This window comes from Ensifer sp. 1H6, from assembly GCF_001976035.1.
In the GTDB taxonomy this organism is placed as follows: Bacteria; Pseudomonadota; Alphaproteobacteria; order Rhizobiales; family Rhizobiaceae; genus Ensifer; species Ensifer canadensis.
In genome coordinates this window covers 61,824-82,525 of sequence record NZ_MOAI01000031.1, presented here as the reverse complement: position 1 = coordinate 82,525, position 20,702 = coordinate 61,824, and the positions used below count along the sequence as shown (strand labels likewise).

The 20,702-nt window shown below is 56.9% G+C and carries 16 protein-coding genes and 2 pseudogenes; 12 read left to right on the top strand and 6 right to left on the bottom strand.

Annotated elements, in window-relative coordinates; genetic code table 11:
• The first annotated feature begins 272 nt into the window (after window positions 1–272).
• The 3 genes and pseudogenes from istA to BKP54_RS28230 all read left to right on the top strand — a co-directional run.
• On the top strand, window positions 273–1,784 hold the full coding sequence (istA, locus tag BKP54_RS28240) for an IS21 family transposase (RefSeq protein WP_128090517.1): 1,512 nt from the start codon (window positions 273–275) through the stop codon (window positions 1,782–1,784).
• A gap of 14 nt (window positions 1,785–1,798) precedes the next feature.
• Complete coding sequence (gene istB, locus BKP54_RS28235; RefSeq protein WP_065786000.1) at window positions 1,799–2,554, top strand: IS21-like element helper ATPase IstB; 756 nt, start codon at window positions 1,799–1,801, stop codon at window positions 2,552–2,554.
• 485 nt (window positions 2,555–3,039) lie between these two features.
• Window positions 3,040–3,640: pseudogene (locus BKP54_RS28230) on the top strand (integrase core domain-containing protein); the annotation flags it as partial.
• Window positions 3,641–3,703: 63 nt separating this feature from the next.
• Here BKP54_RS28230 and BKP54_RS28225 read toward each other — a convergent pair.
• From BKP54_RS28225 to BKP54_RS28215, 3 genes are all read right to left on the bottom strand, one after another.
• Window positions 3,704–4,762, bottom strand: a complete 1,059-nt coding sequence (locus BKP54_RS28225; protein WP_158071733.1) for a class I SAM-dependent methyltransferase — start codon at window positions 4,760–4,762, stop codon at window positions 3,704–3,706.
• Between the two features lie 71 nt (window positions 4,763–4,833).
• Window positions 4,834–5,754: an NAD(P)-dependent oxidoreductase gene (locus BKP54_RS28220; RefSeq protein WP_158071732.1), complete on the bottom strand. Its 921-nt coding sequence runs from the start codon at window positions 5,752–5,754 to the stop codon at window positions 4,834–4,836.
• 110 nt (window positions 5,755–5,864) lie between these two features.
• A complete protein-coding gene (locus BKP54_RS28215; RefSeq protein ID WP_084815251.1) occupies window positions 5,865–6,635 on the bottom strand; it encodes a hypothetical protein in 771 nt (256 codons plus the stop codon).
• 129 nt (window positions 6,636–6,764) lie between these two features.
• Here BKP54_RS28215 and BKP54_RS28210 point away from each other — a divergent pair, with 129 nt between their 5' ends.
• Entirely contained in the window at window positions 6,765–7,625 is an 861-nt protein-coding gene (locus BKP54_RS28210) for a glycosyltransferase family 2 protein (protein WP_084815250.1), read from the top strand.
• 620 nt (window positions 7,626–8,245) lie between these two features.
• Window positions 8,246–8,608 carry a YcgJ family protein gene (locus BKP54_RS28205; RefSeq protein ID WP_084815249.1) on the top strand — a complete coding sequence of 121 codons (363 nt, stop codon included), beginning with the start codon at window positions 8,246–8,248 and terminating at the stop codon, window positions 8,606–8,608.
• A 473-nt stretch (window positions 8,609–9,081) separates the two neighbouring features.
• Here the strand turns inward: BKP54_RS28205 and BKP54_RS28195 are convergent, their stop codons facing one another.
• Window positions 9,082–9,492 (bottom strand): pseudoazurin, encoded by a 411-nt coding sequence (locus BKP54_RS28195; protein ID WP_057225613.1) that lies wholly within the window; start codon window positions 9,490–9,492, stop codon window positions 9,082–9,084.
• A 144-nt stretch (window positions 9,493–9,636) separates the two neighbouring features.
• Window positions 9,637–10,322, bottom strand: a pseudogene (locus BKP54_RS35685) (methyl-accepting chemotaxis protein); the annotation flags it as partial.
• A gap of 186 nt (window positions 10,323–10,508) precedes the next feature.
• Here BKP54_RS35685 and BKP54_RS28185 point away from each other — a divergent pair.
• The 7 genes from BKP54_RS28185 (at window position 10,509) to BKP54_RS28150 (ending at window position 19,112) form a co-directional block, all read left to right on the top strand.
• Window positions 10,509–11,033 carry a DUF1775 domain-containing protein gene (locus tag BKP54_RS28185; protein ID WP_084815248.1) on the top strand — a complete coding sequence of 175 codons (525 nt, stop codon included), beginning with the start codon at window positions 10,509–10,511 and terminating at the stop codon, window positions 11,031–11,033.
• A 22-nt stretch (window positions 11,034–11,055) separates the two neighbouring features.
• Window positions 11,056–12,669, top strand: coding sequence for a copper resistance protein CopC (locus tag BKP54_RS28180; protein ID WP_084815247.1), 1,614 nt, complete (start codon window positions 11,056–11,058; stop codon window positions 12,667–12,669).
• Window positions 12,670–12,789: 120 nt separating this feature from the next.
• Window positions 12,790–13,329 (top strand): cytochrome c oxidase subunit 3, encoded by a 540-nt coding sequence (locus BKP54_RS28175; protein ID WP_025428921.1) that lies wholly within the window; start codon window positions 12,790–12,792, stop codon window positions 13,327–13,329.
• 3 nt (window positions 13,330–13,332) lie between these two features.
• Window positions 13,333–13,617 carry a cytochrome C oxidase subunit IV family protein gene (locus tag BKP54_RS28170; RefSeq protein WP_051509235.1) on the top strand — a complete coding sequence of 95 codons (285 nt, stop codon included), beginning with the start codon at window positions 13,333–13,335 and terminating at the stop codon, window positions 13,615–13,617.
• A 540-nt stretch (window positions 13,618–14,157) separates the two neighbouring features.
• The gene (locus BKP54_RS28160) at window positions 14,158–15,351 is read left to right on the top strand and encodes a cytochrome P450 (protein WP_245317918.1); all 1,194 of its coding nucleotides are present in this window, start codon (window positions 14,158–14,160) and stop codon (window positions 15,349–15,351) included.
• 289 nt (window positions 15,352–15,640) lie between these two features.
• Window positions 15,641–16,876: an NnrS family protein gene (locus BKP54_RS28155; protein WP_128090516.1), complete on the top strand. Its 1,236-nt coding sequence runs from the start codon at window positions 15,641–15,643 to the stop codon at window positions 16,874–16,876.
• 565 nt (window positions 16,877–17,441) lie between these two features.
• On the top strand, window positions 17,442–19,112 hold the full coding sequence (locus tag BKP54_RS28150; RefSeq protein ID WP_245317917.1) for a GMC family oxidoreductase: 1,671 nt from the start codon (window positions 17,442–17,444) through the stop codon (window positions 19,110–19,112).
• 490 nt (window positions 19,113–19,602) lie between these two features.
• On the opposite strand, the gene BKP54_RS28145 is transcribed toward BKP54_RS28150, so the two are convergent.
• Window positions 19,603–20,037 (bottom strand): hemerythrin domain-containing protein, encoded by a 435-nt coding sequence (locus tag BKP54_RS28145; protein WP_084815259.1) that lies wholly within the window; start codon window positions 20,035–20,037, stop codon window positions 19,603–19,605.
• Between the last annotated feature and the right edge of the window lie 665 nt (window positions 20,038–20,702).

Genomic DNA, 20,702 nt, shown 5'->3' with positions numbered 1-20,702 from the left:
GCTCGATTACCTCACCCCGGAGGAATACGAACAGTCCTTATCGTCGTCGCACGCAAGTGCCGTACCTGAACTCACAAGCCGGCAATTGTCCTGCAATTTCTCTGTCTCACTGTAGGGGTGCATTCCAGCGTTCCGATCTGAAGCCGGACAGCATTCCAATCAATTACCGGACGGTTTTTCCGTCGTGACGATGCCCTTGGGTCAGCAACCTTGGCATGAATCTCCTCAGTATCCACGAGGGGAATTTCATGCCGTCAAAGAGAAGGCTGACCATGCGACACATACGACAGATGCTTCGGCTCTCTGCCGGCGGGACAAGCGTACGCGAGATTGCGGTGGCGCTCGGGATCGCCCGAAGTACGGTGCAAGATAACCTGGATCGGGCTAAGGCCGCTGGGTTGAACTGGCCATTGCCAGGAGAACTGACAGACGATGCGCTCGAGCATCGGCTTTTCATCCGCGCCGGCGTCAAACAGGGCCAGCGGCGACGTCACGAGCCGAACTGGGCGGAGCTTTCCATTGAGCTGAAGAAGCCCGGCGTGACACTGTTGATCCTGTGGGAGGAGTATCGCAGCGTCCATCCCGATGGTTATGGTTATAGCCGTTTCTGCGAGCTGTTCCGCGGTTTCGAGCAGCGCCTTTCGCCGACGATGCGCCAGGAGCACGCTGCCGGCGACAAGGTCTTCGTGGACTATTCCGGCAAGAAGGTGCCGATCGTCGATCGCAAGACTGGCGAGATCCGCGAGGCGGAGCTGTTCCTCGGGGTGCTCGGCGCGTCGAGCTACACATTCGCCGAGGCGACCTGGACCCAGACCTTGCCGGACTGGATCGGCTCGCACGTGCGCATGTTCGCCTTCTTCAGCGGCGTGCCCCGCCTGATCGTGCCCGACAATCTGAAGTCCGGCGTCAGCCGCGCAAGCTTCTACGATCCCGAGATCAACCGCAGCTACGGCATGATGGCGTCCCACTATGGTGTTGGCGTTCTGCCGGCGCGACCGCGACGCCCCAAGGACAAGGCCAAGGTCGAGAACGGCATGCGCTTCGCCCAGAGTTGCCTTCTCGGCCGCTTGCGCAAGCAGACTTTCTTCTCGCTCGCCGAGGCCAATACCGCGATCGCCGACGTGCTGGAGCGCATCAACAATCACATCATGCGAAGGCTGGGCGTCAGCCGCCGACATCTCTTCGAGACGGTTGAACACGCGGCGCTCGCAAGCCTGCCCGCCGATAATTACGAGTTCGCCGAATGGCGCTTTGCGCGGGTCTCGACGGATTATCATGTCGAGTTCCAGAGCTTCTTCTATTCCGTTCCGCACGCCCTTATCCGTCAGCAGGTCGATATCCGGGCGACCGCACGGATGATCGAGATCTTCCATCGCGGCAAACGCGTCGCTGTGCATCAGCGCCGCTATGGCGGTCCGCGCTATGGAACAGATCCCGCCCACATGCCCAGCTCCCATCGCCGCTATGCCGAGTGGACACCGGAGCGCTTCCGGCGCTGGGGCGCGTCCATCGGTCCGCAGACCGAAGGGCTGGTCGTCGCCATTCTCGCCAGCCGGCCGCATCCGGAACAAGGCTTCAGAACATGCTTGGGCATCCTGCGCCTTTATCGCGACATCACCCGCGACCGCGCCGAGGCCGTTTCGGCGCGTGCCGTCGAGATCGGCGGATTGACCTGCAAGACCATCACCTCGCTCATCGCCACCCACAAGAGCGCACGACAATCCACCGAACCCGCCGCCGTCATGGAGCACGTCAATCTGCGCGGTCCCGGCTACTTTCATTGAGGAGACACCCAACGATGCTGATCAACCCAACCATCGACATGCTACGCGAACTCGGCCTGACAGGCATGGCAAGCGCCTATCAGGAACTCGAGATGCAAACGGAAGCCAGAAGCCTCGAGCATGGCGAATGGCTTGCCCTGCTTCTCGAACGCGAGGCGACCACCCGCCGCCAGAAGCGCTTCGAGGCGAGAGCCCGCGCCGCCAAGCTGCGCCACGACGCCCAGATCGAGAATATCGACTTCCGCGCCGCCCGCGGCCTCGACCGCAATCTCTTCATGAAGCTGGCCGGCTGCGACTGGGTCAGGCAGCGCCACAGCCTGCTGTTGATCGGACCCGCCGGCGTCGGAAAGAGCTGGCTTGCCTGCGCTCTTGGACACAAGGCATGCCGTGAGGACCTCTCCGTTGCCTATCATCGCCTCCCCAGGCTCTTTGCCACACTCGCCCTGGCGCGCGGCGACGGCAGATATCCGAAGGTCCTAAAGGCCCTGGCCAGGACCGACCTGCTCATCCTCGACGACTGGGGTCCGGAGAAGCTCAACGACGAGCAGCGTCGCGATCTCCTGGAAATCATCGAGGACCGCTACGAGAAGCGATCCACCATCGTCACAAGCCAGGTTCCCATCGATCACTGGTACGACATGATCGGCAATCCAACCATTGCCGATGCCATCCTCGACCGCCTCGTACACAATGCCTATCGCATCGAGCTCAGCGGCGAGAGTATGCGAAAACAGAAAGCCGTGACCACCGGTCAAGCAACCCCGGCTTGACCGCGAAACGCGGTTCAGGTCAAAAACACATACGACCCAGGGGCACGCCAACTGTCCGGCTTCAAATCGGAATCGTGTCCGGCATGAGATTGGAATACCTGTCCGGCTTCAGATTGGAATAGCCGTCCGGCATCACCGGAATACGCACACTGCGGCGCCTCCGGATTTTATAGTATGCAATCAAGGATTGTTTTTCTGGGGCGGTTTCGACGAACTACGACCATTGCCGAGGCAAGGCGTGCGGGAATGTCGCTGAACCTTGATCTGGCGCAAGGTCGCTCGCCCAGCAACGGGTATCAATAGAGTGTCAAATCGGGAGATTTCGTTTGTCACGGGCTTATGGAAAATGGGCGACCTATCTGCGCTTGCTGTGCGCGATTGCCCTGTTGTCCATATCATTGCCCATAGGGCTCCAGCTACCGCGTTCGTAGCTGTCGGCTTTGACGTTTCCGCGTTTGCTCTTCCAGATGGCACGGCGCCGGACAATGCTGATCCCAATGACAGCCAATGATCGCTGGTCACTGGACTTCGTGTCAGATCAACTCACCGATGGACGCAGGTTCCGGGTTCTGACGGTCGTCGACGATTGCACCAGGGAATGCCTGGCCCTCGTCGCCGATACATCGCTTTCCGGTCTGCGGGTTGCCCGTGAGTTCGACCGGACCATCGAGGAGCGCGGCAAACCCAGGATGATCGTCAGTGACAACGGCAGCAAGTTCACCAGCAACGCGATCCTGCAATGGACCGACCGGGCCAAGGTCGATTGGCACTACATCGCGCCTGGTAAACCGATCCAAAACGCCTTCATCGAAAGCTTCAATGGGCGGCTTCGAGATGAGCTGACCTGAGACCCTCTTCTCCTCACTGACACATGCTCGATCAGCGCTTTCAAACTGGCGCAGCGATTACAACGATCACCGCCCGCACTCTGGCCTCGGCTGGCTGACACCTGCCGAGTTCGCTCAGTCCATCACCCCGCGACGTGATGCGGTGCTGCGCAGTCGAAATGGATCCGCACCGCAACCCGCCGCTACCGCCCCAAATACAGCAACCCAAAACCGCTGGAGCGAACTCAAAACTGGATAAAACTTGGGGGCAAGGTCACCTTCAAGAGCAAGGATGAAGGCTGACTTCGCGGCCCGTCGGTCATTACATCACGACGACATCCGAAAGCACACCAAGTTCACAAAGCACCTGTCGGATCTCTGCTTCATAGTTGCCGTTCAAGACGAGAATTGTTTTTGCAGGGTAGGTCTTGAGCCACCCTGGACCGTGGACATGGACGCCAGACAGTGGTGCAAACTTTTCTTGCTTCTTGACGTTTATGTCGATCCCGTCGGTGATCCCTTCGACAAGACATGAGAGAATGACGCCCTTCGTCGCCATGCCCCAAACCACTGTGCTTTCGCTACCAGAGATGATGGTTCGCACGTTTTCCATAACCGCGCTTTCTGACGATGCATAGGATCGTGCAAGCGCGATTGCATCGGGCCCACCTGTTACCGGCGGCGCTGCTACGCTGTTTGCTCTTCCGATAGCCCACTGATACTGCCCACCAAAAGACGGGCTTTGCTCAATATCAGTGAAACCGGCGAGATGAAGTGCATTTCTCAGCGAGCCGGAGCTGAAGTAATTGCAGTGCTCATAGCAGAAGTCCCAAAACGCCCCATTTTCGAATATCCATTCGACTTCGGGTACTTCGACATAGATTGGGATGTTCGGCGCCGCCTGTCCCAGTTCCCTCAGGAAATCTACTGGGTTGGCGATGTGCTCCAAGACGTGCCTAAGTAGAACGAGCTTTGTGTCTGCCTCGAACGAGCCGGGCCGGAAGACGTCTTGAATGAGCGTGAAGTTGTCTTCGACTGTGGGCGTGCAGCTTGGGTCGATCCCAATGCCTTTGATCTCAGGTGCGAGTCTGCACAGCATCCGTAAGAACGTGCCCTTCCCACATCCGACATCGTAAACCGTGCCGGATGTTAAGTCGTATTTCTCGATGAGGAGGCGTGCGATTTGCTCCGAATAGAGTTCGAAGGTTCGAGAAGGCACGTCGTTATTGTAGTGCTCGTCATAGACGAGCAGACCATCATCGAATTCGCCGTTGTAGCTGAAGCCGCAGCTCGTGCACGTGCATAGCGTTAAGCGCCCCGAAGCTGCTGCGACGGCTTCTCTCTGCGTGTCATAAACGCGATTCTGAAGGAGCGGGATCATTTCCCTCGAAATGGTCGGGATGATGTCTGTTTCGTCGCAGACGGGGCAAGCTCTGTACATACGATTCCTGCTTAAATGGCCGCAGCCTTGAACTCCGATCGCCACCAGTCGACCGTGGATTTGAGGCCTTCTTGAAGCCCATAACGCGGTTGGAAACCAACTTCGTCACGTAGTCGATTCACAGACGCCGCCAGGCTGGGAGGGTCGTTTGTTATTGGAGGTCGCGCGCCATATCTGACTAGGTCTGGCCTCCCTGCTTCTTTGGCCGCTATCTCAATCACATCACGGAGCGGTCGAGCATCGCCGCTTCCAATATTAACTGGCCCCTGGACGTTACTTGCAGCGAGTCTAACGATTGCGGCTGCAACGTCCTCCACATGCAGGAAATCGCGAATTTGCCTCCCCTCTGAGACCGGCATTTCTGTCCCAGTGAGGAGGTTGACTATTAAGTCGCTCAGCAATCGCCGGCGCTTTTCATGCGGACCGAACGGAAAGAAGACGTGTGCCCAGCCGAACGAAATGCCATGCTCCTTGGTGTAGCACTCAAGAGTCTTGTGCAAAGAAGCTTTCGCCGTCCCGTAAAGTGTCGATGGGATGAGGGGTGTCTCTCTTTCAACGAGGGTGTGATACCGCCAGTCGTATTCCGCGCAGGTGCCCACGACCACGACACGCTTCCCGCCCCCTTGGAGGAAGGCATCGAAAAGCCGAAGCGAAGCAGCCATCCAGCGGAGATTGTCTATACTGGTCCAATAGCTCCCAGGTTCTGTGCACCAAGCCGTGTGGATCAGTGTATCAGCTTCGATGGCGGATACTTTCGTAATCGTCTCGTCGTCTGCCGACAAAAGGTCCATTTTATGGAAAGATACAGCTTCGGAACCTCCCGGCCATGGCGTTCGCCCGATGGTGTGAACCTTCGCCCCAGAATCAACGACGAACTGTGGGATGCATCGGCCCAGAAAACCACTTGCCCCAGTAACAAGAACTACATCCACGAAAATGAATCCAACCTCAACTAGCGGTACCCCTATAGCAGCGAAAATCCGAAGGGAATACGCCCCCAAAAATTAGAACGGTATTTTGGCTAGTCATGCTCCTGTCAGGGTTACGCACCTTCGGTTGCCGGTCCCGGGTTAGACTGCGAAGCCGCTTCCCACGAAGACGTGGCATTGCGGATAATTTTTTGAATATTATTAAGTTTCTGCCATTGTCGTCCAACGTCTGCAATGACGGGTGCATTGTTAGGCGAGTAGACGAAACTCTTCTGCTGCCTAACGTAATCTTCTAGTTTAGGGTTTACGCCATAGTAGAATTGTTTCTCGGGATCCTTGGAAGGGTCCATAAGAGTCGCGCAGCCTCGTCCGAATTCGCCTCTTAAGAGGCATGGCGACGTGGTGAAGATCGGAAAAGTCCTGAACGTGGGGATTCTTACTCCGAAAAAGTCCCGGTACTCGTTGCGCCTGTGAAAATGTCCCTTCTTCCTTACGTCCCATTTCTTTTCAGCTGTGTGGAAGCTCACCTGAGCGACTGCTTGGTCCGAAAATGGTAAAAGAGCTGCGCTTCCGATACCCTCCAAGGCTATCCAATCATCCTCTAGGTGAAAAAAGAACTCAGACTTGGTAGCTGCCCAGACCCTCTGAACAGCCGAGGTGAAGCTCGGCTTATCAGGCTCAAACAAAACGCAGCGCGGGTAGGTAGTCTTGATTAATTCGACGCAACGCGCGTGGTCGCCTTCATCGCCGAAGAACGGATCGAGATTCACGAAGACATTCTCGATTTCGAAGTTTGGAAAAACTTTATCGGAAAAGCTTGTGAGCGTCGTTGCTAACAGGTCGGGTCGGCGTGTAGAGACAATGCAAAGATCGATTTTTGGCATGCGTAGTTGAACCAAAAAGGGCCATGACGTAACGGTAGCCGCGCAACGGATGCGATTCGCCAAACTAGCCGGGGTTGAAATCCTAGGCACCACCTTACTTGAGTTGTGTTCGGTTGCAATGGGGTCTCGATGGTACGCACAAGTATTGTAATACCCACCTTCAATGGCGCCGCCACGATGCGTGAGTGCCTGGATTGTATCCGAGAGCAAACCTTCGCCGATTTCCAAGCAATTATTTGCGACAATGCGTCGACAGATGGAACGAGCGAGATTTGTGCCGAAATTGCCGCCTCTGACAAACGTTTTATCCATGTACGAAGCGGGGAAACGATTCCTGCTCTTGAGAATTTTAAGAAAGGTTTGCAACTAGCGCGCGCCCCATATTTCATGTGGAGAGCGGACGATGATCTCACAGACGAGAACTATCTTCGCGAAACAGTGAAGGCACTTGACGAAAGTCCGGATGCAAAGTTGGCGGTTACGAAGGTCCATCGGATCAATACAATGACCGGCCGCGAGGCTGATCACCCTTTGCCGGTGATCTTGGGTTCGGATCGGCTCTCGCGAGCGACTGCAACACTGCTTGGCTGCCACCCTAGCTGGTTTTATGGTCTATGGCGGCGTGAAGCTGCTATCGATGGCCTCTCAATAGTGACGGCATACCCCTATCTCTGGGCTTTCGATCATCTTGTGACGATGCGCGCGATGGTCAGAGGGGAAGTGGCATTTGCCGCGGACTCTGTGTTCATCCAGCGCATCATGCGAGAGGGCTTTTATCATCTCGGTCCGATCGAGCGACTTGCTGCTCGTAAGGCATATGTCGCCTTGAGCAAAAAAATCATCTCGGAGGCGGACTATTCGGAGTCTGAGAAGGCGGCGTTGAGAAGGGCATTGGAGAGCCATGCGGACAAAAGAGTCGCGCCTTGGCTTAGGACCCACAAGAAAGCGTTCCGAGCAAGGGTTGCAAAGTTCTTCGGAAAGGTAGCGTAGTATCGACGTGAGCGTCCTTTGAGCATTGGTCGGGTTCGAAGGCCGGCCGACTTGAAGTGGCGCAGCGTCGATCCGACTATTCGATTGGGCCTGTGCACCCGTGAGGTCTGAAGGCTGGTTGCCGAAACTGGTCGGCGCTGCCGGGCAAGGATGGATCTATTGGGTGCTCTGGCGCAAGAGCGGGTCTGGACGCCTGGCATGGTCGAGATCGCAGCAGCGCTCTTTTGACGAACAGCAACACTTGCTTATTTAACACCCTTGCCCACCGCGGAATTGCCGTTTCGCATGATCAACCTTGGTCAGTGAATGCACATGCGTGTCTCCGCGTCGGGAGATAACGACGACGGCAACATCGTCTTTGCACAATGGGTAAGGGATGTTGCCCAAGCAAGGTGTCGGCCATCACGTGGTGATCTGGCGAGGATACTGCTATGGCAGGTGGTCACGGCAGCGGCTTCGCCAGCATCCTCATCCGTTCGGCACTCGCTGCGCTCCGTTCCCGGATGCGGCCTCCGGTCCCGCCCTTGATCCCATTTCCACCCAATCGGCTCGCAAACATGTTTTCGTCCGTTTGTCTTTTATTCTTTGAAGAAGAATCACCCACCAAGCGAGGTCTAACTATGAACAAACCGTACGTTTCGATTTCTCTGGCCTTGTTGTTGGCCCTGGGCGTGATGCCCGCTCACGCAAAGCAGCGGGCCACGATCCAATCGCCAGCGTCGGGCGTGCTCTGCGACCGCTACGTGTGCGCCAATGAAAAGGGGATCTCCCACGAGCTGACGAAAAAATATCTCGGTAAGAAGGCCGCCGCGAACAAGCTGTTCACGACCAGTGATGTTGACCTGACCGAGTTCACCTTTGCCAACGGGATTTTCTGCGACGCAAAGGAGCGGCTGTGCCGTGAAGATCGGTACTATGGTGCGAACGGACAGCGCAGCGGGACCGTCTCCAAGAAATACACCAAGGCGCTGTTTGGCGAATGACCAAAACGGGTCGGTTCCGGCTAAGGGCGAAATGATACTCTCTCATGACTGGCACGGGTCTTCCTCGCTCTAAGCACGGGCATAAGCTGGAAGCTCGTCCAAGGTGTCTCGAGGATTTCCCACCATGGCTGGATCTCGCGGCACGCCGGTCAGGTTGCTATGTGTTATCAGAACTCCCGTGGGTCTAGTTCCTCATCGAACCGGTTGGATATGTCGGCTCACATTCCACACAAAACCTGCCAGCTCTCGGACAATCGCGGTGATGACCTTCGGTTGCGGTTTGCAGGCCGCAGAGAGCCGACGGTATCGCTGGCACAGCCTTGCCTGTGCCTTCCAACCAATCGCCCTGATCTCTTCCGGAAGATGTTCGACCCGCATCCTGTATCGTCGTTCCTCGCGCGCCGGCAGTCGATAGGACCACATGAAAACGCCCACGTTTTGGGAACGTGGGCGTTCAGATCGTCGTGGCGTTGTTACATCGCTCCCGCTGCAATGTCAGCGTCGAGACGATCCCGCGCCTTCTTCGGGAGCTTGGCAGTCTTCACGGTTTCGAGGTTGTCAGGAGCGTCGCCGACGACGACAAGAGCGACCATACCCATGCTCATGTGGGGAGCGCATTTGATGGCGTACGCGCCCTTAACATCGAAAGTGATTTTCACCGTTTCGTTCATCTTCCCTTTGAAAGCCTGCGCACCTTCCGGGATGAGGTTGGCGATCGATTCGGCATTGTGAGACTTATCGGTCGGTATAAATGTTACGGTGTCTCCCGGGGCCACTCGAGTAAGTCCCGGCTCGAACACCATCACACCGTCTTTGCCCTTGTTCAGCATGTGTACTTCATAGTCGGCTGCCTGCGATACGGTAGCCATTACCGCCAAAGCCATTGCCGTTCCAATCGTGAGGTTTGCCAGTCGTTTCATAGCTCTTCTCCTGTTCTTGAAGCCGCTTGGCTTCGTTGACGCTGATGTACCGGAGAAGACGCCGTGAACTTTGACTAAACGCAAATAACTCGACATTCGCGAAAATGCTCACGCAACGCGTTGCCGTAGTCGCTCTCCTATCCTCGACAGGGGGTTTCCCTCGCGCGAAGACGCCCCTAGAGACCGCGCGTCGGACAGAGTGGCCTCTGTACTTGCGAGCCAGAACCGTTCCACAAGCCCGTGGAGACGGGTTGCTTCTGCAGCCAAGGTTATTGGTCTCCTCAACCATTGCGGCGTTCTGTTGGGTTACCTCATCCATTTGGTTGACGGCCGCGTTGACTTGCAGGAGCCCAGCGGATTGCTCATTGGTCGAGGTGGCGATGGCATCCATGTTCAGGTTAATGGCATTAACCTGGCCTTCGATACTTTTAAGAGCTTCGCCGGTGTCCTTGACGAGTTGGTCGCCGGTCTCGACATCGATACGAGAGCTGTGGATGAGGTCTTTGATTTCGAGCAGCTCCTGCAGACCTTTGCGCGAGTTCACGCATTTCTTGCGCGACGACAGCAAAGCCCTTGCCAGCCTCGCCTGCCCGGGCCGCCTCCACCCCGGCGTTCAATGCAAGAAGAATGGTCTGAAACGCGATTGCGTCAATCACGGCAATTATGCCGGCAATCTGTTTTGATGACTGTTCAATCTTGATCATCGCTGCAATCGCTTCGCCGACGATCGTGCCACTCCTGTCGGAGTTTAAGCTGGCTTGCTTGGCGGTGTTGCGCGCTTCGTCGGTCCGCTTGCCGATTGGGCGACATTTTAAACGAAGGCTGGCTCGCCTCTAAAGCTCGCTTTCCTTGACGCAAATCAAAGTTGTCTGGAGCACTCAAGTCTATTTGCTGTTTTAGCGTCGCGGCTGGCGTGACGTCGAAACAATCGGACCGAGTCTCCTTGAATGACAACGGTCACAGAGTGAAGGAATTACGAGATGTCCATGCTCAAGACTTCGTTGGCCGCCATCTTGCTGGCGGCCGGAACGGTCTTTCCTGCCATGGCGCACATAACCCTCGACAACGGCAGTGCAAAGGTCGGATCAACCTACAAAGCCATTCTGCGGGTCGGGCACGGTTGTGACGGCAAGGCCACGGTTGCTCTTAGGGTGCGGCTTCCGGAAGGCGTAATTTCAGTGAAGCCCATGCCCAAACCCGGTTGGAAAATCGAGAAGACGCTTGGCGAATATGCGAAAGCGTACGAACTGCACGGTCAGCAACAAACAAGTGGCGTCCGCGAACTGATCTGGTCAGGTGGCAACCTGGCGGATGACGAATACGACGAATTTGTGTTCCGGGCTTACATCACCGACGCCTTCAAGCCAGGGGCAACGGTCGCGTTTCCCGTCGTCCAGGATTGCGTAGGCGGGGCTACGACAAGGTGGATCGAGATCCCGACTGACGGGAAAAGTGCTGACGATTACGAACATCCCGCGCCGACTTTGACCATTATCGAAAAGTGACGACGCTGGCGGGGGCATAGGCATGATCCGTACTTCCGAACTTGCCCGCCCCCGCAACGCTTCTGTGTTGGTATTTCTGGTCACCCTTGCGCTCTGGCTGGTTATGCCTTGGCAGCATGCCTTTGCACACGCAGTCTTGGTCTCCTCCACTCCGGCGCAAGGAGAACGTCTGACCTCCCGGCCACTTCAACTGTCCCTTCGGTTTTCGGAACCTGTGACCCGCGTCGACCTCACTCTCGTCGACCGCAATGCGAAACCAGCCAATCTGCCAGCGACGATTTCCGGCAACGACGTCGTGGTCGAGCTCGCCGAGCCGCTTGGGGAGGGCGCTTACGCTCTAAATTGGCGGATCCTTTCCGAAGATGGCCACCCGGTCGCGGCCTCCGTCGTCTTTGCTGTTGGCGCTAGCTACGACATGAGCGAGTTGAAGGATGACACGGGAGGCGCGGAGCGGGTTGCGCTGTTAACACTCGGAACGAAGTTTCTATTCTACCTGGCTTGCCTGTTCGGCATCGGCGGAAGTTTCTTCTCGTTCTGGATAGCGCATAGAGCGCCGACAAGAACCACAATCACTCTTCTATATACCGCGGCGGTATGTGCTGTGTTTCTGATCGGGCTCCTCGCAGTTGAAAACAGCGCGTCATGGGCGGCGTTGCTTGGAGCGAAGGCTTGGGCCGACGCACTCGATAGCAGCCTGGCGCGTTCGATATTCTTGGTGGGACTAACGCTCCTACTGGCAGTTTGTGCAAGGCCGCGATCGATAGCCGGCAAGGCGCTGACGTTTGCATCGCTGGCTTTGATTGGCCCCGCTTTTGCCTTGACGGGACATGCGTCCGGCGCTGGCATTAAATGGCTCTCCTTTGCCGCGGTATCACTTCATGTGACGGCGGTCTGCTTCTGGGCGGGCTCGTTGCCTGGTTTGTGGCATGTTCTAGGGCCCCGCCATCAAGGGCAACGTGACAGTTTACTGCGGTTCTCGGCCGCAATTCCCTACTCGATCGCTGTCATGCTGGTCGCCGGAGGGTATCTCGCCTATGTCCAGATTGGCTGGCCCCCCGCGATCTTGGGTTTTGATTACGGCAAGGTTCTGCTCGCGAAAGTGACATTGGTGAGCGGCGCACTTGTACTCGGCGCATGGAATCGCCTCGTTCTAACGCCACGTGTCGCGTCGGGCTGCCTTCGTGCGGCCAAAAGCATGAAAAACCTAGTCTCCGTCGAAGTTTTCCTGGTCGTGCTGGTATTGGCAGTCACTTCATTGTGGCGGTTCACACCGCCGCCCCGTGCGCTCGCGCTAAGGCAGCCAATCGCCACATCCGTTCACCTCCAGGATGCCGAAACAATGGCAATGCTGGCGTTCGAAACGACGCCCGATCTGATCTTCAATGCAGAGATATCTCTGTCGACTGCCGAATTTGCCGGCTTGGATCCTCGTGAAGTCACACTTGAGATGTCGTCGGTTGACGGCTCGGTTTCAAAATTCAAGGTGCCTATCCGTCGAGTGTCGCCGGGTTTCTGGAGCGTGCAGCACGTCCCTGTACCCTGCGATTGCGAATGGAACGTCCGCCTCGATCTGCTCATCTCGGATTTTGATCTGGTTAGCTTGCAAAGCCGAGTCAAATTGCTTTCCGGCGGTTGAGCCTCTCCAACCATTTACGATCAGCATCGCGAAACGCGCACTCGGACCATTCTTTGTGCAAGCACAAAGAACGCCGCGGTGTTTTGTAGCACCAGTGCATAAAGTGGAGATTTCGAGTTCATGGCAGTTGAACTGGCGCAAAGCGACGAACCGAGTGATGATCTGGTGCTCTGGATTCTCGTTTGGAGCGAATTGTTTGCGTTCGGCGTCTTGCTTGGCGGGTTCATGGTGATGTCGTATCTTCACCCGGACAGCTTTTCGCTTGCCAAAATTCATTTGAATGGGCGGCTCGCTAGTCTCAACACGCTCGTATTGATCGCAAGTGGATGGTTGGCGGCGGAGGCGGTGCGTGCGGCAACATACCAAAAGCGAAGGTTCGCCTTGGTCGCATCAGCGATGCTTGGATTTTTGTTCGCAGCGACCAGGGTCGTTGAATACCAAGGCGAGTTACGGTTCATCGGTGACGCGACATTCAATGCCTTCTTCGAACTCTACTTCATGATCACAGGTTTTCATCTCGCGCATGTGGTATTCCTGAGCCTGCTCATGTTGCTGATCGCACGAAGGATGGAGCGATCCAATGTGGTGTTGGTTACTACTGTCTGGCACGTGATTGACATCGTCTGGCTGGTAATTTTTCCCGTGATCTATCTGGGGTAGACGATGCAAGCGAACAATCCCATATGGCTGCTTGGTCGAGCCGCAAAACTACTGTTGCTTGCTATCATCGCCGCTCTTATCTCGGCTCAATGGAAGCACGAAGCTGTTCCGTTCACGGCTTTCGGCGTCATTCTGATCCTAACCGTCATCAAATCGCGCTGGGTAGTGGTCTACTTTATGGGGCTGCGTGATCTACGCCCTCGATTATCGATGGCACTCGTCGGGTGGTCCGCATTCTTCGCGGTCGCCGCAGGCACAAAGGCGCTACTCGCGACATATGGCTCCTGAGTAGGGGCCGTGGACGGGTGAAAGAGGTCCACACTCACGCCGTGCCACACATGCCGGGAAGGGCGATCTGGTATCAGACGCCAAGTCAAGGGCGGGCGGTTCGCGCCTGAATCCGAGCGATATCTGGTGCATGGTCGACTATGCGGCCAAACAATTGGCTGACGATCGGGACTTGTCACGGCAGCGGGGAAGCTTCGCCAGGTTGTGCTTCGCGTTTGAATTTTTGCTGCCCAGACGACAGTCTCGAATAGTTGGCGCGGCCGGATCTCAATTCGAGGGAATATCATGGAGCGAAAGGGGTTCTCGCATCGGGCTTTCGAACTCGGGGGCGGAGACTTCAAGATCCAATTCACGCCAACGAAGCTTGCTACCATCCGGTCTTCTCCAGCCCGGGTGGTCGGAGCCGTGATGGAGGAACTCATATCGAGCAAAAATTGGGCTTCAAAATACTGGAGCGTGCGCAAACTATTTGAGTGACGACAAAGAACGCGCCTGCCGCTGATGCACATATGGGCACATATTGGCGGAAAGGGCGCATGAATGGAATCGGCAGCGGGAGAGGCTTCCAACCAGCACAAGTCTTCTATGGAGACAGTCTCCGATTGGGATCCTCGCAGTCGCGAGGTTCTAGCCAATCAGATCCAGGCCTACGACCAGATGCGCGAGGCGTGCCCGGTGGCCTATAGCGACTACCTCGGATGGTCGCTTTTCCGCCATACGGATGTCTTGCAGGTACTGAACGATCACGAAGCCTGCAGCAACGTTGTTTCACGCCACCCGTCAGTTCCCAACGGAATGGATCCGCCTGAACATACACACTACCGGCAGATGATCGAGCCCTACTTCGCGGTGGAGCGGATTGAGGCCTTCGAGCCGGCATGCCGCTGGATTGCTCGCGATCTGGTCGCCTCACTCAAGAAAGATCCGTCCAGCGAATTCATGATGGGATTTGCTGAACCATATGCCATACGAATCCAGTGTGGCTTCTTGGGTTGGCCCCGATCATTGCACGAACCATTACGGCAATGGGTCCGGAAGAACGGCGAGGCGACGCTGGTCCGCGATGCGAATGCCCTTGCGTCCATAGCGCTCGAATTCGATGGCTATATCCGATCACAGCTGGAAATACGCCAGCAGGCCGGCGCTGCAGCACCGGACGATATCACCACCAGCTTGGTGCGGCAGGCCGTTGATGGACGGCTGCTCCGGCCTGCGGAGATCGTTAGTATCTTGCGCAACTGGACCGTGGGCGAACTGGGTACCATCTCTGCCTGCGTCGGGATCATTGTCCATTTCCTTGCGGAACATCCCGAAGTCCAATCACAGCTACACCGTGACAGGGCTTTCCTTCCGCAAGCCGTGGACGAAATACTTCGTCTCCATGGACCATTGATTTCCAATCGGCGCGTTGCTTCTCGATCTGTGGCAATCGGTAAGCGGACGATCAAGGCAGGGGAAAGGATGACAGTGATTTGGGCATCAGCAAACCGTGACGGTGCAGTGTTCGAGGATGCGGACCAGTTCCGTCCCGATCGGGATCAGTCGCAAAATCTGCTCTATGGCGCGGGGATCCATATCTGCCCCGGCGCAGCATTGGCAAGGATGCAACTGAGGGTCGTCTTGGACGAACTGCTTAGCGGCATCGGGAACTTTGTCCTTCCTCTCGGTACCGAGGCTATCCGTGCGGTCTACCCTGCAGGCGGGTACGCATCATTTAACCTGCAAATCAATTGATGCTTCCGTTGGGCTGCAGTCTGCCCTCCGCACGAGCGAACACCATCGTGGTCGGTAGTGCAGGTTTGGGAACAGACCAAGACCGGAACAATGGCTCGGCAAGACGGCAGCTCCGATCTCGGCAAAATTGGCGGGCGCTGGAATGCTCTCACCGCGACGGCGTCTGCACTGCGTTCGATACCGGACGGTGCAACTCAACTGACGATCGGGTGATGCATGCACATTTTGAGAACGCAGGACGGCTTGCGCGCTTTCGGGCTCAATCCAAGAGGGGCATTTGATATCAGGGGTGGTCAATTCGAAGTCTATTTGGCAGGCACCCTACCGACCGCTGTTTTTTCTCGCCGGACTTTGGGCGCTCGTCGTACCCCTTGTCTGGATCCTCCCGGAAGAAATCGCGCTGGAAAGAGTCAGTTGGCATAGTAGCGAGCTTTTGTTCGGCATGGCCGGTGCTGCGGTAGGGGGCTATCTCCTTACGGTCTTGCCCGCGTGGACGAAGAGAGGTCCCGTCCCACCTGCGGTCACAATAATTGCTTCTTCCCTTTGGTGCACTGCCCGGCTCACGGCAGCATTCTCTATGCATTTCCCGCATCTCGCATCTGTCATCGGGGCATCTGCATATTTCGTGTTCTTGGCGGCTGTCCTGGCGGTTGCGTTGTTAAAGGCCGCGGCGTGGCACCGCCTGTGGGCACCACTCGGAGCGGCCGCACTTGGAATTAGCGCCGCGCTCTCCAACGTTTGCGGCTTGAACTCGATAGGTTCGCCGTGGGGGATTTATAGCCTGTTGATCACCGCGATTGGTGGACGCGCCGTGCCTGCCTTCACGCGGCATTGGCTCGTCCGGACCGGGACACAGACCCCCTTTCGTGATCGGCCGGCATTTTCGTATCTGGCGATCCTGGGTATTCTGGCCGCCATTTGTATTCGAGGCGCGATCCAAAACATATCCGGCTACCTGTTGATGCTTTCAGGCGCTGTGTTGTTGCTGCAAATGGCGAGTTGGCAAAGCCTCAAGGCCGCGCGGTATCCGGCACTGTTTATCCTGCATATCGCCTTCGCCTGGATGCCGGCGGCGCTCATCCTGAACGGCGTTGCTATTATCTTTCCCGCCCAGTTCCCACCGCTCGCCGCCCTGCATGCAATGACGATGGGAGCTATGGGAACGATGATCGCCGCCTTCATGATGCGGTCGGCCTCGGTTCGTAACGGTGAGAGGCTGATCCTCAGCAGGCCCACGACTTGCGCGTTCTCGCTTCTATCTGTCTCCGCTTTGCTGCGTGTTTTTGGCGACGGCATGAGTGCCGCGTATTTCGAACCCGTTGTTGCCGCGGCGGTCTGCTGGATGGCCGCGTGGGCTCTCTTCATGATGGTCTTTGTTCAGGCGATGAGCCGTCATGTGCCCAGACCGGTCTTTAGTGCGGCCAGCCGCAATCAGGCTTACGGCAAGCGGGAAAGTGACGTTCGACCTTATTTGCAGAACACGGCAAACCGGTGCGCGGTGGGTCGGCCAATTAACGAGGCCTAACACAGCATGCCAGGCGCAAGCGATTGTGGCGAGCCTGCTGTTATTGTCGGTCGCATGGCTTCTGTCGGTCAAAACAAGAAGGTCGCTCGACGGCTCCGCCTGAAGGTGGCCACCCGCCATCGCTGCCGATCGTTGCGTCTACGGCTTAACCTCTCAAAGGCCGGTCCTTGGAAAGGGGTGAGGCTCTAAAGCGTCCTGGCGGTGATCCAGAGTTGGGCAGCCGCTTCCGCAGTGGCAAGCCCTTGTCGAAGCGGTGCAACAACCAGCACCCCTTACCTTCAGCAAGTTGACGCGAACGGCTTTGATCCAACGCAACGTTCTCTCCATCCAGGGCTGTAAACTGTGAGGCAAGGAGGACGGAGGAACCGATGCGAAAGAGCGTCCAGGATGGGGTTAGCCGCAACTGCGTAGTTACTCGCAAGCCAAAAGGGATGCGCTTTGCCGATAGGGTGCAGCGCTTCGCTTATCGATCATTGTGCACAGGTTGGACTTCCGTTTCCTCGAAGAGAACTCCCCTTAGATGAGGATAAGGCGGCTTTCGGAGTTTGACGACAACTCCATCATCATGGCGGATATCGTAATCGTGGGGGCTGGCCCTGTGGGCCTGACAATAGCCGAGGAGTGTTCCAGGGCGGGAAGGAAGGTCGTCGTCGTCGAAAGCGGGCTTGAACTCGAAAGTCCCGAGCATTCTGCGCTCAATGAAGTTGAGAACGTCGGTGAGCTTCGAACAGAAGCGCAGATCCGCAAGAGGATAGAATTTCATGGTTCGCAAGCCAAGTTCTGGTCACCTGACGTACAGCCCTATGGCGTGCGATGCCGTGGCCTTGGCGGATCCACACACGCATGGGCGGGAAAGTCGGCCCCATTTGATGCGCTAGACTTTCAGGCTCGAAGCTGGGTGCCCTATTCCGGCTGGCCAGTCGATCACGAACACATCGTGCCCTATCTCCTTCGTGCAATGAAGGTCCTCAACCTATGCCCAAAGGCACCGCCGGAACGTTTTGACAACGAAGGGCTACGTTCATTCTACTGGCAGTTTGCTCGCTCTCGCGTCGATCGCCTTGACATAATGCGCTTCGGACGAGAGTTCCTGGCCCGCCGGCCGACCAATACCGACGTTCTTCTCGACGCGACAGTGAGCCGCGTGGGTGTGAACGGCGATGGATCCCAGTTTTCGCGCATCGATGTCGTCAGTGTTGGGGGCAAGCGCGCGCGCATTGAGGCCACGATTTGCGTGCTGGCTGCTGGCGGGATTGAGAATGCCCGGTTGTTGCTAGCGTCCACTGATGTCTTTTCGCAAGGAATCGGCAATCACTACGATGTCGTCGGGCGATTTCTCATGGACCACGTTGCGGCACGCGTGGGGCGGATCCCGACCGATCGAATGGCAGCGCTCACAAAGCTCTTCGGCTTCTATGGAGTTCACCACGAAAATCGCGCGCACATGTTCGCCCATGGTCTTGCTCTAACCGCTGCTGCCCAGGAACGCGAACAGATATCGAATGCCGCTGTCTTTTTCTCGACAGAACGTGCACCAGGCGATCCATGGGTCGCCTTGAAGAGGCTGTTGCGTTCGCGCAGCGACAATGTCGGACGTGATGTTCTTTCCGTTGCCGCCGGTTCGGGATTCATCGCCAGGGGGATTGGTATGAAGATCCTTTCGGACCACCGCACACCCAAGGTCTTCAAGGATCTTATCGTCAACACGGCGATTATGATTTCGCCAAATCTCGTCGCCGACGAGTTCCAGTCCCGGGGTCTGCCTCACAAGTTGTCTGGGTTGCGCATAGAAGCGATCTGCGAACAGGCTCCAAATCCGGCGAGCAGGGTCAGCCTCAGCGAGCGGAAGGACAAGTTCGGCGTACCGCTCGCCAAGATCGATTGGCGCATTAGCGTTCTCGAATACAAAACGTTGCTCAGGATTGCCGAATTATCGCATGAAGCTCTCGCCCGTGCTGAGCTCCCCACCCCGAAACTAGAACCTTGGGTCACAGAACGGCGCACACAGGATCTCGTCATCATCGATATGGCGCACACGCTTGGAACGACGCGCATGTCGACGAGCCCAAAAACTGGTGTCGTCGACCTTCATTGCAGAGTTCATGGCATCAACAACTTGTACATTGCCGGCGGCTCGGTGTTTCCAACCAGCGGTCACGCCAATCCGACGTTGACGATCCTTGCTCTTGCAATCCGGTTGGCCGATCATCTGAATTCGGAACTGGAGCGAGGCTAAGGGCAAGGAAATGCGCTCAGTCTCCGCCGCGGGCGCATATCGCCTTTGATGGCGTGACACCTATCAAGTTTACTCTTTCCCAGACGTCCCCGTTTGCCCCCGGCACCGCTCGACAGCCGTCCCGTAACCCCACCTGCACCGCCAACATCACGGTCAGAACATGTCCGACCAGATGGGACGGGCGGCAGTTCGTTGGGGGGGAGGAAGTCCCGGAGTATCACCGAGGCGAGTGCCATGGCTCGCTGCTGTCGAGCACGGCGGAAACGATCTCATCCTAGGGCGTGCGCTGGTGTAAATCAGCGCTTGGCCTGCCCGGCGCTGGCCGGGGTTGCAGAGGGTAGGCCAAGTAGTCGAGTGACGTCGACTTGAAGCGCCGCGAGCCGGGGTGCCGACAAGAAGTCGGGCCACCGGAGATTGCCCGACCCGCATAGTGGTGCGCCAGTACCGCGATTGATTGATCCGTTCTTGGCCATGTCGCGACAAGCGCGCGTTACTGAAAAATCTCGCGAGCTTCGGCCTTAGCCGCTAACAGCGCCTCCATGAGAAGGCTCTCGGCGTGAATATGCCGGCGGAGCGCTTCCTGGAAGCCGTGCAGTAGACGGGCAATGGTGTCTGGCCCGAGATCAGACCGGCCATCGGCCAGCGCGCAAAAGAGGAGTGAGAGTTCCTCTGCCGCCAGCCGGTCGCAGCGATGATCAGCCTTCAGCCTTTCGATGGCCTTGGCGGCGAAGAGCGAACCCGCGTTGCGATCGAAATCGGGAAAGAGAGTATGCTCTTCGAGGTCATGAACCTCCTTCAGAATTGCTGGGATCGACTGCGCAAGCTCACGAACTGGTTCGCTCGCGCTCATCTCGATGTCCGCGGCAACCTCCTCGAGCCGAAGGCAAATCGTGAGCAGTTCGCGGTGGAGCATTTCCAGGCGCATGATATCTGCAGCGCCAAGCGGGCGCGACGTTGCGTTCAACTCCACCTCCCATCACCTTAAGAATGCCACCATCCTGGTAGCGGTCGTCGCCTCGGCCGCAAGCGTTCGAACTCCCTGGGTGCCATCCAGCACGTTGAAGTCTCATGCTCGACTACCTGTTCGGATATGACGATCTCCATTCTTCCCCATCATGCCGCCTGCGCCGACGCTTCTCATTGCGCAGGCGCAAAGACTGGGCCACTCTCGACCGTTCGACATGGTCCTTGGACACCGGAGTTACTTTTTGTTTTCGGTCGCTGGCCGTCGGAGGCGACGATCGAGAGGCCCATCGCGCATCGTGATGCCGCTACAGTCCGGCATCCCACAATCTGAAATTCCTGCGTTGCCGAAGAGCAGCATCGCGAGCTCCCGGAGTTCCTGCCGTGCAACCAGCAGCGTCCGCTGCTTGGTTTAATATATTCAAAGAAGTCTATGTAAAGGCGAGATATTCCTGGCAACTATCGCCCCAGAGACTTGATGTGGCTGGTTGGCCGCATCGATGCACTCATTGGTCTCGTGGAAAGCGTCCGCAGCACCGACCTCGAAAACCAAAGGTACAGACCGACAGCTCATTTGGCACTGTGGAATAACTAGTAATATCAGCTGATTATCCGAACCTGTTGATC